12 protein-coding genes are annotated in these 13,493 nt (G+C 70.4%); all 12 read left to right on the top strand.

Going from position 1 to position 13,493, the window contains the following annotated elements:
- The first annotated feature begins 10 nt into the window (after positions 1–10).
- The 12 genes from ABWV53_RS15145 (at position 11) to ABWV53_RS15090 (ending at position 13,492) form a co-directional block, all read left to right on the top strand.
- Positions 11–1,531 (top strand): 3-hydroxyacyl-CoA dehydrogenase, encoded by a 1,521-nt coding sequence (locus ABWV53_RS15145; RefSeq protein ID WP_353366981.1) that lies wholly within the window; start codon positions 11–13, stop codon positions 1,529–1,531.
- A 47-nt stretch (positions 1,532–1,578) separates the two neighbouring features.
- Positions 1,579–2,358 carry an oxepin-CoA hydrolase, alternative type gene (locus tag ABWV53_RS15140; protein WP_353366963.1) on the top strand — a complete coding sequence of 260 codons (780 nt, stop codon included), beginning with the start codon at positions 1,579–1,581 and terminating at the stop codon, positions 2,356–2,358.
- Between the two features lie 216 nt (positions 2,359–2,574).
- Entirely contained in the window at positions 2,575–3,294 is a 720-nt protein-coding gene (locus ABWV53_RS15135; RefSeq protein ID WP_353366962.1) for a Crp/Fnr family transcriptional regulator, read from the top strand.
- 34 nt (positions 3,295–3,328) lie between these two features.
- Positions 3,329–4,414, top strand: coding sequence for a phosphotransferase (locus ABWV53_RS15130; protein WP_353366961.1), 1,086 nt, complete (start codon positions 3,329–3,331; stop codon positions 4,412–4,414).
- 47 nt (positions 4,415–4,461) lie between these two features.
- Positions 4,462–5,736 carry an acyl-CoA dehydrogenase family protein gene (locus ABWV53_RS15125; protein ID WP_353366960.1) on the top strand — a complete coding sequence of 425 codons (1,275 nt, stop codon included), beginning with the start codon at positions 4,462–4,464 and terminating at the stop codon, positions 5,734–5,736.
- Between the two features lie 149 nt (positions 5,737–5,885).
- On the top strand, positions 5,886–6,569 hold the full coding sequence (locus tag ABWV53_RS15120; protein ID WP_353366959.1) for a hypothetical protein: 684 nt from the start codon (positions 5,886–5,888) through the stop codon (positions 6,567–6,569).
- A gap of 219 nt (positions 6,570–6,788) precedes the next feature.
- Positions 6,789–7,757: a threo-3-hydroxy-L-aspartate ammonia-lyase gene (locus ABWV53_RS15115; RefSeq protein WP_353366958.1), complete on the top strand. Its 969-nt coding sequence runs from the start codon at positions 6,789–6,791 to the stop codon at positions 7,755–7,757.
- Positions 7,758–7,870: 113 nt separating this feature from the next.
- Positions 7,871–8,500, top strand: a complete 630-nt coding sequence (gene upp, locus ABWV53_RS15110) for a uracil phosphoribosyltransferase (RefSeq protein WP_353366957.1) — start codon at positions 7,871–7,873, stop codon at positions 8,498–8,500.
- A 112-nt stretch (positions 8,501–8,612) separates the two neighbouring features.
- The gene (locus tag ABWV53_RS15105; RefSeq protein WP_353366956.1) at positions 8,613–9,623 is read left to right on the top strand and encodes a BMP family protein; all 1,011 of its coding nucleotides are present in this window, start codon (positions 8,613–8,615) and stop codon (positions 9,621–9,623) included.
- A gap of 167 nt (positions 9,624–9,790) precedes the next feature.
- Complete coding sequence (locus ABWV53_RS15100; RefSeq protein WP_502903911.1) at positions 9,791–11,425, top strand: ABC transporter ATP-binding protein; 1,635 nt, start codon at positions 9,791–9,793, stop codon at positions 11,423–11,425.
- Entirely contained in the window at positions 11,422–12,483 is a 1,062-nt protein-coding gene (locus ABWV53_RS15095) for an ABC transporter permease (RefSeq protein WP_353366954.1), read from the top strand. Before ABWV53_RS15100 ends, ABWV53_RS15095 begins: the two co-directional genes overlap by 4 nt.
- 85 nt (positions 12,484–12,568) lie before the next feature.
- Positions 12,569–13,492 (top strand): ABC transporter permease, encoded by a 924-nt coding sequence (locus tag ABWV53_RS15090; RefSeq protein ID WP_353366953.1) that lies wholly within the window; start codon positions 12,569–12,571, stop codon positions 13,490–13,492.
- Position 13,493: the final 1 nt, after the last annotated feature.

The following is a 13,493-nucleotide window of genomic DNA, read 5'->3' as shown; positions in this document are numbered from 1 at the left end:
ATGGCGCCCCATGACCAAGACATTCAGCACGGTGGCCCTCGTCGGCACGGGGGCCATGGGGCGCGGCATCGCGCAGATCGCGGCGCAGGCTGGCAGCCAGGTCCTGCTGTTCGACAGCCGCCCCGGCGCCGCAGAGGCGGCCCGCGAGGACATCCACCAGCAATGGCTCCGCCTCGTCGCGAAGGGCCGCATCGAGCAGGCCGACGCGGATCGCTGGCATGGGCAGCTGGTGCCGGTCGAGAGCCTGTCGGCCCTGGCCAGCGCGCAACTGGTGGTAGAAGCCATCGTCGAGCACATCGATGCCAAGCGCGATCTCCTTCTTCAACTGGAATCCATTGTTGCAGCAGATGCGGTGCTGGCAAGCAATACGTCCTCGCTTTCCATCACCGCACTGGCTGCGGCGCTGCAAAAACCGGAGCGGCTGGCGGGGTTTCACTTCTTCAACCCGGTGCCGCTGATGAAGGTGGTGGAAGTGATCGCCGGGCTGAAGACAGCGCCCGGCGTGACCGCCCGGCTGGCGGAATTCGCCCGCCAGATGGGCCACACGCCCGTCGCCGCGCAGGACACGCCGGGTTTCATCGTCAACCACGCCGGGCGCGGCTTCGGCACGGAGGCGCTGCGCATCGTCGGCGAGGGCGTGACCGACTTCGCCACGGTGGACCGCATCCTGCGCGACCAGGTGGGCTTTCGCCTGGGGCCTTTCGAGCTGATGGACCTGACCGGGCTGGACGTCTCGCAGCCGGTGATGGAGTCGATTTACCAGCAGTATTACGAGGAACCGCGCTTTCGCCCCAGCGTGATCGCCGCGCAGCGCCTCGCCGGCGGCGTGCTGGGCCGCAAGACGGGCGAAGGCTTCTACCGCTATGCCGACGGCGTGGCGCAGGTGCCGCCCGAGCCGCCCGTGCCGCAGGTGGCTGAGATGCCGCCGGTATGGGTGTCGCCCCGCGCATCGCGCCGGGCCGAGCTGTACCAGCTGCTGAAAGACCTGGGCGCGCGCATCGAGACCGGCGCCTCGCCCTCGTCCACCGCCATCACGCTGGTGGCGCCGCTGGGCTTCGACGTGACCACGGTCGCCGTGGTCGAGCGGCTGGACCCGGCCCGCACCATCGGCATCGACATGCTGGTGGACGACGCCGCCACCCGCCGCCGCGTGCTGGCCACCAACCCGGCCACGCGCACCGACATCCGCGATGCCGCCCACGCCCTCTTCGCCCGGGACGGCAAGGCGGTGAGCGTGATCCGCGACAGCGGCGGCTTCGTCACGCAGCGCGTGGTGGCCACCATCGTCAACATCGCCAGCGACATCTGCCAGCAGCGCATCTGCACGCCGAAGGACCTGGAAACCGCCGTCATGCTCGGCCTGGGCTACCCGCTCGGGCCGCTGGCCATGGGCGACCGCTGGGGGCCGACCAACATCCTGGAGGTGCTGTTCAACCTGCAGACGGTGTATGGCGACACGCGCTACCGGCCCAGCCCCTGGCTGCGCCGCCGCGGCGCGATCGGCCTGAGCCTCGCGCACGTCGAAGACTGAAGAACCCCGCCCGCCCCTGGCCCGAACCGCAGACCCACCCCCACCGCATGCCCGCCGAACTCCTCAGCACCAGCCAGGGCAAGACCCTGATCCTGACCCTGCGCCACCCCGAGGCGCGCAACGCCCTGGACGAGTCGCTCTACGCCGCCGGGGTCGAAGCCCTGAGCGTGGCCGAGCGCAGCGACGAGGTGCGCAGCGTCGTCATCACCGGCGCCGACGGCGACTTCAGCGAGGGCACCCACCTGCAGCGGCTGCTGGCGCGGCGCCAGCAGGGCGCCGAGGCGCAGGCCGCGGCCGTCGAGGGCCTGCACAGCTGGATCGAGACCATCCGCACCTACCCCAAGCCGGTGATCGCGGCGGTCGAGGGAGCGGCCTCGGGCAGCGGGTTCGCGCTGGCGCTGGCCTGCGACCTGGTGGTGGCGGCGCGCAATGCAGCGTTCGCCCTGCCCTACAGCCGCATGGGCCTGTCGGCCGAGGGCGGCGCCTCATGGAACCTGTCGCGCGCACTGCCGCGCCAGCTGGCCGCCGAGTGGCTGATGCTGGGCGAGCGCATCGACGCCGAGCGGCTGCATGCCCTGGGCCTGGTCAACCGCCTGGCCGAGCCGGGCCGGGCGCTGCACGAAGCGCTGCTGCTCGCGCAAGCGCTGAACGAGCGCGCACCCCACGCGCTGGCCAGCACCAAGGACTTGCTGAACGACGCCCCCGGCCACACGCTCGCCGCCCACCTGGCGGCGGAGCGTGGCCATTTCGTGCGCAACGCCCAGCACGCCGTCACGGGCGAAGGCATCGCGGCCTTCCTGGAAAAACGGCCCCCTAGCTATCAATAATATAGCTGCAGGCGCTTGAAAGACGGGCGCCAGAGGCCCATTCGACCGCAAATCACCACGCTGCCCAGGTCCGGCGGCGTGGGGCCGCGCCCATCCGGCGCATGGCCCGCCGGGCACCCGCCCTGGCGCTTTGACACGCAAGTGACAACCCGCGTCCGGCGGGCCGGTCTCGCACGCGACAATGGTTCTCGAGCCCAGTCACGCAAACGACAGAACATGGACGACCCCATTCTTACCATCGACGAACGCGAGGCGATCAATACCGGTCGCTGGTTTTCCTCCCTCTCTCCCTCACTTCGGCACGACATACTTCGATGCGCCTACGTCAAACGCTTCAAGGACGGTGGACTGATCGCCGCGCGCGGCGACCCGCCCGAGGAGTGGATCGCCTGCGCCAAGGGCGCCGTGCGGGTGAGCTCCACCTCCATCTCGGGCAAGCAGATCACGCTGACCTACGTGGAGCCGGGCATCTGGTTCGGCGACGTGGCGATCTTCGACGGCGACCGGCGCACGCACGATGCCTATGCCCATGGCGACACCACGATCCTGTGCGTGGCCAAGGCCGACTTCCGCAAGATCCTGGGGCTGCATACCGAGCTGTACGAGGCCATGCTGCGGCTGCATGCGCGCCGCATCCGCCAGCTGTTCGGGCTGGTGGAAGACCTGAACACCCTGCCCCTGCGCTCGCGCCTGGCCAAGCAGCTGCTGCACCTGGTGCGCAGCTACGGCATCCCGAGCCTGTCGCACGGCACCGAGATGCGCATCGGCCTGCAGCTGGCGCAGGAAGAGCTGGCGCAGCTGCTGGGCGCATCGCGCCAGCGGGTGAACCAGGAGCTGAAGGCGATGGAGCGCGAGGACATCATCCGCATCGAACCGGGCGGCCTGGTGGTGTGCGACCGCGAGGCGCTGCTGCGCATCGCCGAATCCGATAGCTAAGGCCCCCCTCCACCCCGACCGCATCGCCCGATCCATGAGCAACTTCGACCACTTCATCGGCACCCGCCCCGTTTCCGGGCAGCACACGTTCGACACGGAGGCGCTCACCACCTGGCTGGTGGCGAACGTGCCGGGCTTCGCGGGGCCGCTCACGGTGGAGATGTTCAAGGGCGGCCAGTCCAACCCCACCTACAAGCTGGTGACGCCCGGCCAGAGCTACGTGATGCGGGCCAAGCCCGGCCCCGTCGCCAAGCTGCTGCCCTCGGCCCACGCCATCGAGCGCGAGTTCGCGGTGATGAGCGGCCTGGCCGGCACCGACGTGCCGGTGCCGCGCATGCTGGCACTGTGCGAGGACGAATCGGTCATCGGCCGCGCCTTCTACGTGATGGAGTTCATGCAGGGCCGCGTGCTGTGGGACCAGTCCCTGCCCGGCATGGAGCCGGCCGAGCGCGCCGCCATCTATGACGAGATGAACCGCGTGATCGCCGCGCTGCACAGCGTGCCGTTTGCCGACCGGGGCCTGGCGGGCTACGGCAAGCCCGGCAACTATTTCGACCGGCAGATCGGCCGCTGGAGCAAGCAGTACGTCGCCTCCATCACCCAGCCCATCGAGGCGATGGACCGTCTGATGGAGTGGCTGCCCGCGCACATGCCGGCCAGCGCCCGCGACGAGCGGCGCGTGTCCATCGTGCATGGCGACTTCCGGCTGGACAACCTGATGTTCCACCCCACCGAGCCGCGCGTGATCGCCGTGCTCGACTGGGAGCTGTCCACCCTGGGCCACCCGCTGGCCGACTTCAGCTACCACTGCATGGCCTGGCACATTCCTCCCGGCGCGTTCCGGGGCATCGGCGGGCTGGACCTGACCGGCCTGGGCATCCCCAGCGAGGACGAGTACATCCGCCGCTACTGCGAACGCACAGGCCAGGCCACGCCCGAGGAGCTGCGGCGCGATTGGAACTTCTACATGGCCTACAACCTGTTCCGCCTAGCCGCCATCCTGCAGGGCATCGCCAAGCGGGTGGAGGCCGGCACGGCCTCCAGCGCGCAGGCCCGCTCATCCGGCGAAGGCGCGCGTCCCCTCGCCGAGATGGCCTGGCACTTTGCACAACAGGGCTGATCGCCCCCGCCCGCCTCGGCGGGCACCGAATTTCACACGGAGACCCCATGGACTTTGACTATTCCCCCAAAACGAAGGACTTGCAGGCGCGCCTGCTCAAGTTCATGGACGAGCACATCTACGCCGCCGAGCCGGCCTACGCCGCCGAGCTGGCCGCCAACACCGCCGCCGGCCGCCGCTGGACCGCGCTGCAGACCATCGAAGACCTGAAACCGAAGGCCCGCGCCGCCGGCCTGTGGAACCTGTTCCTGCCGGTGGACAGCGCCGCCGCCTCGGGCTATGACGGCGCGGGCCTCACCAACCAGGAATACGCGCCGCTCGCCGAGATCATGGGCCGCGTGCCGTGGGCCAGCGAGGTGTTCAACTGCTCGGCGCCCGACACCGGCAACATGGAAACCATCGCCCGCTACGGCAGCGAGGAGAACAAGGAGCGCTGGCTCAAGCCGCTGCTGGAGGGGCAGATCCGCTCGGCCTTCGCCATGACCGAGCCTGAAGTGGCCTCCAGCGACGCCACCAACGTCGAGACGCGCATCGAGCGCCAGGGCGACGAATACGTCATTAACGGCCGCAAGTGGTGGATCTCCGGCGCGGCCGACCCGCGCTGCGCGGTCTTCATCACCATGGGCAAGACCGACCCCGAAGCCGCCAGGCATTCGCAGCAGAGCATGGTGCTGGTGCCGGCGGACACGCCCGGCATCACCGTGCTGCGCCCGCTGAACGTGTTCGGCTACGACGACGCCCCCCACGGCCACGTGGAGATGACCTTCGAGAACGTGCGCGTGCCCGCCGGCAACATCCTGCTGGGCGAAGGCCGCGGCTTCGAGATCGCCCAGGGCCGCCTGGGCCCCGGCCGCATCCACCACTGCATGCGCCTGATCGGCCTGGCCGAGCGGGCGCTGGAGCTGATGTGCAAGCGCGCCTCGGCGCGCGTGGCCTTCGGCAAGCCGGTCGCGCAGCAGACGGTGACGCAGGAGCGCATCGCCGAGGCGCGCTGCAAGATCGACATGGCGCGCCTGCTCACGCTCAAGGCCGCCTGGCTGATGGACGTGGCCGGCAACAAGGTCGCCCGCACCGAGATCGCGATGATCAAGGTGGTCGCGCCCAGCATGGCCTGCCAGGTCATCGACTGGGCCATGCAGGTGCATGGCGGCGGCGGCATGTGCGACGACTTCCCGCTGGCCTATGCCTACGCCAACGCCCGCACGCTGCGCTTTGCCGATGGCCCGGACGAAGTCCATCGCAACGCCATCGCCAAGTGGGAGCTGGGCAAGTGGGGCAGCTACGGGCGCGACGCGGGCGTGCCGATCACCCGGGGCGGCTGAGCGCCGGGCCCGTACCGGTGCGACGACGGGGCCTGCGGGCCCGAACCGTTGCGATGACGGGGCCTGCGGGCCCCGTCGCTTTTGTGGGGTTGGTCCCGCTTCGCCTTCGTCCTGCATGGGCTCGCCTGCCGAGCGCATAGCATGGGCACATGCTCGCCCGCTCCTCCTTCCGCGCTCCTTGCCGCGCTCCATCGCCTGACCGCCGCACCGCCCTGGCCTGGCTGTCCGCCGCGCTGCTGCCAGGCGGTGCCCACGCGGCGGGCGCGCCGGCGGGCTATCGCTGGCCGGAGGGCGCCTCGTCCGATGCCGCTCGCCTGGTGCGCTGGGTGGCCCAGGCCGGCGACGCGCAAGGCCGGCCGTTCGCCGTGATCGACAAGCCCGATGCGCGGCTGCACGTTTTCGATGCGGGTGGGCGCTGGCTGGGCAGCGCGCCCGTGCTGCTGGGCTCGGCGCTGGGTGACACCTCGGCGCCGGGCGTGGGCGACAAGCCGCTGGCCGCTCTGCGCCCCGAGGAACGCACCACACCCGCTGGCCGCTTCGACAGCGAGCCGGGCCGCAACACGCGCGGCGACGACCTGGTGTGGATCGACTACGACGCCGCCGTCTCGATGCACCGCATCCGCAGCGTGCACCCGCGCGAGCGTCGCCCGGAACGGCTGGCCAGCCCGATCGCGAGCGAGCGGCGCATCTCCAACGGCTGCGTGAACGTGGCCAATCTGTTCTACGACCAGGTCGTCGCGCCAACGCTCGGGCGCATGCCCGGCGTGGTGTACGTGCTGCCCGACACGGCGCCGTTCGCGGTGTTCTTTCCAGCGGCGGGCGGGCAGCGGTGACGGGGCACGGCCTGGGTGGGGCCACCGCCGCGCGGTGATTCCATGGGGCGGCACGGCGGGCGCTGGGCTGACGATGCTCTCTTTTCGATAGCTGGATGCGCCCATGTATCAAGCGCCAGACGCCATTTTGGCTTTCAAAAAAGCGGTTGGGCAGCGCGGGTATCATGCTTCGCGACAGCACCCCTTCCACCTTCACGCCCCGCACCAGGAATGCCCGCCATGACCGACACGGCCTTGCCCACTTACGACGACGTCGCCGCCGCCGCGCAGCGCCTGAAGGGCGTTGCCCACCGCACGCCGGTGCTGCAGTCCGGCACGGCGGATGCCCGCTCGAGCGCGCATTTCCACTTCAAGTGCGAGAACTTCCAGCGCATGGGCGCCTTCAAGTTCCGGGGTGCGTACAACGCGCTCAGCCAGTTCGACGACGCCCAGCGCGAGGCCGGCGTGCTGGCCTTCTCGTCCGGCAACCACGCGCAGGCGATCGCGCTGTCGGCGCGGCTGCTGGGCATGCCGGCGGTCATCGTCATGCCGCAGGACGCGCCGGCCGCCAAAATCGCCGCCACGCGGGAATACGGCGCCCAGGTGGTCACCTACGACCGCTTCACCGAAGACCGCGAGGCCATCAGCCGGCGCCTGGCCGCCGAGCGCGGCATGACCCTGGTGCCGCCCTTTGACCACCCGCACGTCATCGCCGGCCAGGGCACGGTGGCGCTGGAGCTGCTGCAGGACGTGCCCGACCTCGACTATCTCTTCGTCTGCCTGGGCGGCGGCGGACTGCTGTCGGGCTGCCTGCTGGCCGCCGCCGCGCTGGCGCCCGAGTGCCAGGTGATCGGCGTGGAGCCGGCCGCCGGCAACGACGTGCAGCAGTCGCTGCGCGCGGGCCGCATCGTGCGCATCGACACGCCCCGCACCATCGCCGACGGCGCGCAGACCCAGGCGGCCGGCGAGATCACCTTCCCGATCATCCAGCGCCACGTGGCCGACGTCGTCACCGCCACCGACGAACAACTGGTGCAGGCGATGCGCTTCTACGCCGAGCGCATGAAGATCGTCGTGGAGCCTACCGGCGCCCTGGCGCTCGCGGGCGCGCTGCATGGCGGCATCGACCTGCGCGGCAAGCGGGTGGGCATCGTCGTGAGCGGCGGCAATGTGGACATGGAGCGCTACGCGGGCTTTCTGGCCGACTGATGGGGTGGCCACGCCCCGGCGCGCAGCCGGGCCGCGTGGGAAAATCATCCCACCCGGGCACGCTGCCGCCCTCGCCTTTCGCTTTCGTTCACCCACTCCCTCTTCTTCCTGCCATGACCAACGTCCACGTCATTACCCACCCCCTGGTGCAGCACAAGCTGACCCTGATGCGCCGCAAGGACGCCAGCACCAACAGCTTCCGCCGGCTGCTGGGCGAACTGAGCACACTGATGGCGTACGAGATCACCCGCGACATGCCGCTGCAGGACATCGAGGTCGAGACGCCGCTGGAGACGATGACCGGCAAGGTCATCGACGGCAAGAAGCAGGTGCTGGTGTCCATCCTGCGCGCCGGCAACGGCTTTCTCGACGGCATGCTCAACGTGATTCCGGGCGCTCGCATCGGCCACATCGGTCTCTACCGCGACCCCGAGACGCTGCAGCCCGTCGAGTACTACTTCAAGATGCCCTCCGAGATGGAAGAGCGCGACATCATCGTGGTGGACCCGATGCTGGCGACCGGCAATTCCGCCGCCGCCGCGGTGGACCGGCTCAAGAAGCTGAACCCGCGCTCGATCAAGTTCGTCTGCCTGCTGGCCGCGCCCGAGGGCGTCGCCACGCTGCAGAAGGCCCACCCCGACGTGCCGATCTACACCGCCGCCATCGACCGCGAACTGAACGACCACGGCTACATCCTGCCGGGCCTGGGCGACGCGGGCGACCGGATCTTCGGCACCAAATAAGGGCGCGCCAACGCGGGCCGGCCGGCAGGCGACCCGCTTTCGATGGCACGCATCTTGCCGGTGCAACGCCATCGACCTACCATTTTGATTCCCGCACCTTATGGAACCCGCCATGTTCAATCGCCGCCTCTTCACCGGTCGCCTGTTCTGCACGTCTCTGGCCATCTCCGCCACCCTGAGCCTCGCGCCCATGGCGGCACAGGCCCAGAGCAAGATCAAGGTCGCGGGCATCTACACCGTGCCCTATGAACAGCAATGGGTGAGCCGCATCCACAAGGCCCTGAAGGCGGCCGAGGCCCGTGGCGAGATCGAGTACAAGAGCAGCGAGAACGTGGCCAACGCCGATTACGAGCGCGTGATGCGCGAGTACGCCAACGGCGGCAACCAGCTCATCTTCGGCGAGGTGTTCGGCGTCGAGTCCGCCGCCCGCAAGGTCGCCAAGGACTTCCCCAAGACGGCCTTCGTGATGGGCTCTTCGGGCAAGCCCCAGGCACCCAATTTCAGCGTGTTCGACAACTACATCCAGGAGCCCGCCTATCTCACCGGCATGATCGCGGGCGGCATGACCAAGACGAACAAGATCGGCATGGTCGGCGGCTTCCCGATCCCTGAAGTGAACCGCCTGATGCAGGCCTTCATGGCCGGCGCGAAGGAAGTGAATCCGAAGGTGGAGTTCACCATCACCTTCATCAACAGCTGGTTCGACCCGCCCAAGGCCAAGGAAGCCACCTTCGCCATGATCGACAAGGGTGCGGACGTGCTCTACGCCGAGCGCTTCGGCGTCAGCGACGCGGCCAAGGAAAAGGGCAAGCTCGCCATCGGCAACGTGATCGACACGCAGCCGCAGTACCCCGACACCGTGGTCGCCTCGGCGCTCTGGCACATGGAGCCCAGCGTGGACCGCGCCATCGGGCTGGTAAAGGCCGGCAAGTTCACCGCCGAAGACTACGGCCCGTATTCGATGATGAAGCACAAGGGCTCGTCGCTCAGCGCCCTGGGCACTTTCGAGAAGAAGGTGCCGGCCGAGATCGTGGCCAAGGTCAAGGCGCGGGAGGCCGACATCCTGGCCGGCAAGTTCACCGTGAAGGTGGACGACAGCCAGCCCAAGTCGACCGCGAAGTAAGCCTTCCGGCGGCCCAGCCTCTGCTCCCCGCAGCTCCGGCGGCCCAGCCTCTGCTCCCCGCAGCTCCGGGGGCCGGCTCGCCGCTCCGTGTCGCGCAGCCGGCCCGGCCGGTGTAACTCCATCATGCGGGCGGGGCGGCCGGCATGCTTCACGCATCCGTCGCGTCCATGCACCCGCTTCGAAACGGCGACCCTGCAGTGACATCACCTCCCATTCCTCCAGCCGTGGACGCGTCCGCCGAAACCGTGCTGCGCCTGACCGGCATCACCAAGCGTTTCGGCAGCCTCGTCGCCAACGACGGCATCTCGCTGAACCTGGCGCGTGGCGAGGTGCTGGCGCTGCTGGGCGAGAACGGCGCGGGCAAGTCCACGCTCATGTCCATCCTGTTCGGCCACTACGTGGCGGATGCGGGCAGCATCGAGGTGTTCGGACGCGCCCTGCCGCCGGGGCAGCCGCGTGCGGCGCTGGCGGCGGGCATCGGCATGGTGCACCAGCATTTCACGCTGGCCGACAACCTGAGCGTGCTGGACAACGTGTTGCTGGGCAGCGAGCCGCTCTGGCAGCCCTTCTCGCGCCGGGCCGCCGCACGCACGCGGCTGCTGGAGGTGTCGCAGCGCTTCGGCCTGCCGGTGGCGCCCGATGCGCGGGTGGGCGATCTCTCGGTCGGCGAGCGCCAGCGGGTGGAGATCCTGAAGGCGCTGTACCGGGGAGCGCGCATCCTGATCCTGGACGAACCCACCGCCGTGCTGACGCCGCAGGAGAGCGAGGCGCTCTTCGCCACGCTGGCGCAGATGGTGGCGCAGGGCCTGTCGATCATCTTCATCAGCCACAAGCTGGGCGAGGTGCTGCGCGTGTCGCACCGCGTGGCCGTGCTGCGCCAGGGGCGGCTGGTGGCCGAGGCGCCGGCGGCCGGCGCCACGCAGGCGCAGCTGGCGCAGTGGATGGTCGGGCGGGCCGTGGAGCGCGCCGCCCGCCGCCCGACCGGGCGCGTGGGCGACGTGGTGTGCGACCTGCAGGACGTGCACACCACCGGTGGCCGCGACGCCCTGCACGGCGTGCGCCTGGCCCTGCGCGCCGGCGAGATCACCGCCATCGCGGGTGTGTCCGGCAACGGGCAGGTGGCGCTGGCCGAATTGCTCTGCGGCGTGCGCCTGCCCGCGCGCGGCACGGTGGCGCTGCAGGCCCGCGCCCTGCCCCCGGCCGTGGCCCGGCGGGTCAGGCACCTGGTGGAGCGCGGCGTGGCCCGCATCCCGGAGGACCGCCATGCCGTGGGCGTGGTGGGCGACCTGCCCGTCTGGGAGAACGCGGTCTCCGAGCGGCTGGGCAGCCGCTGGTTCTCGCACGGGTGGTTCACCGCCGGCTGGATCCGGCGCGGCGCCGCCCGCCGCTATGCGCGGCAGGTGGCCGAGACCTTCGACGTGCGCGGCGGCGGCCCGGACGCGCCGGCCCGCGCGCTTTCGGGGGGCAACATGCAAAAGCTCATCCTCGGGCGGGCGCTGCTGCATCCGGGCGGGCCCGACGCACCGGGCGGCACGGCCACCGGCGCCGCCCCGCTGCTCATCGTGGCGCACCAGCCTACCTGGGGCCTGGACATCGGCGCCGTCACCTTCGTGCAGGAGCGCCTGATCGCCGCCCGCGACGCGGGCGCCGCCGTGCTGCTGATCTCGGACGACCTGGACGAAGTGCTGCAGATGGGCGACCGCGTGGCGGTGATGCATGCCGGGCACCTGGGCGAAGCCCGCCCGGCGGAAGAATGGACACGCGAGGCCATCGGTCTCGCCATGGCCGGAGGCACCGCATGAGACTCGAAAAACGCCATCGCACGTCGCCCGCCGCCTACGTCGCCGCCCCGGTGGGCGCGGTGGCCTTCACGCTGCTGGTTTCCGCGCTGCTGGTGCTCTGGGCGGGCGCGCCGGTGGGCCGCACCTATGCGCTGCTGGCGCAGGGGGCGTTCGGCTCCGTCTTCGCGCTCACCGAAACGCTGACCCGCGCCACGCCGCTGATTCTCACCGGCCTGGCGGCGGCCGTCGCCTTCCGCGCCCGGCTCTTCAACATCGGGGCGGAAGGGCAGCTCTATGCCGGCGCCATCGCGGCCGTGGCCGTGGGCGGCCTGCACGGGGGCACCGGCCTGGAATGGTCGGCCTGGGTGCTGTTTCCGCTGATGATGCTGGCCGCCGCGCTGGCCGGCGCCGCCCTGCTGCTGGGCCCGGCGCTCATGAAGGCGCGCCTGGGGGTGGACGAGGTGGTCACCACGCTGCTGCTCAACTTCGTGATGCTGCTGCTGGTCTCCGCGCTGCTCGACGGCCCCATGAAGGACCCGACGGCGCTGGGCTGGCCGCAGAGCGTGGCGCTGCAGGGCGAGCTGGAACTCTCCCGGCTGGTGACCGGCTCGCGCCTGCACACCGGCCTGCTGATCGCCGTCGGGCTGGCCGTGCTGCTGTGGGCGCTGCTGGCGCGCACCGTGCCGGGCTTCGACATCCGCGCCGCGGGCGCCAACCCGCGCGCCGCCGCGTTCGCCGGAGTGCCGGTCACGCGCACGGTGGTGCTGGTGGCGCTGCTCTCGGGAGGCCTCGCGGGCCTGGCCGGCGCGATCGAGGTGGCGGGCCGCACGGGCTACGTGACGCTCGACATGTCGCCGGGCTACGGCTACAGCGGCATCGTGATCGCGATGCTCGCCGGCCTGCATCCGCTGGGCGTGGTGGCGGCGGGCGTCTTCGTGGCCGGCGTGCTGGTGGGGGCGGACAGCATGAGCCGCGCCATCGGCGTGCCCACCTATATCGCCGACGTCATCGTGGCGGCCTCGCTGATCGCCGTGCTGGTGGCCGGCCTGCTGGCCCAGTACCGCGTGCGGTGGAAATGAACGAGGCCCCCATGCGACACATGCCATTTCAGCCGCCGGCGCCCGTTCCATCAGCACGTGCGGCTATCAAATCAGGAGCAACGGCATGACCGAGCTGCTCGACATCCTGTCCAACCCGGCCTTCTGGATCGCCACGCTGCGGGTGGCCACGCCGCTCATCCTGGGCACGCTGGGCGTGCTGCTCTGCGAGCGCGCGGGCGTGTTGAACCTGGGCATCGAAGGCATCATGGTGGCGGGCGCCTTCGCCGGCTGGCTCACCGTGTATGCGGGCCACGGCCTGTGGACGGGCGTGGCGGTGGCGGCGCTCACGGGCGCCGTGTTCGGCCTGCTACATGCCTGGCTCACCGTGGGACTGGCCTTGTCCCAGCACGTATCGGGCCTGGGCATCACCCTGCTGGCCACGGCGCTCAGCTACTACGGCTACCGCGTGGGCTTCCCGAAGGTCAACACGCCGCCCACCATCACGCCCTTCGCGCCCATGGACTGGCTGGGCGTGCCCATCCTCTCGGCGCAGACACCGCTCACGCTGCTGGCCCTGCTGCTCGCGCCGCTGCTGGCCTGGGCGCTCTACCGCACGCCGCTGAGGCTGGCGGTGCGCATGGTGGGCGAAAACCCGCAGGCGGCCGAGGGCCAGGGCATTTCGGTGGCGGCCACGCGCACGGGCGCCATCGTGGCGGGCTCGGCGCTGATGGGCGTGGCCGGCAGCTTTCTCACGCTGTCGGCGTTCAACGCGTTCTTCTTCAACATGGTCAACGGCCGGGGCTGGATCTGCGTGGCGCTGGTGGTGTTCGCCTCGTGGCGGCCCGGCAAGGCGCTGCTGGGCGCGCTGCTGTTCGCGTTCTTCGACGCGCTGCAGCTGCGCCTGCAGCAGGCGGGCGACGCGTGGCTGCCTTATCAGGTGTACCTGATGCTGCCGTATCTGCTGTCCATCCTGGCGCTGGTGCTGGTGGCCCGCAAGGCCGCCTATCCCCAGGCGCTGATGAAGCCTTATCGCAAGGGAGAGCGGTAAG

Origin of the sequence: Acidovorax sp. FG27, from assembly GCF_040365715.1 — a bacterium.
Lineage (GTDB): Bacteria > Pseudomonadota > Gammaproteobacteria > Burkholderiales > Burkholderiaceae_C > Paracidovorax.
This window is presented reverse-complemented; position numbering and strand designations above follow the sequence as displayed.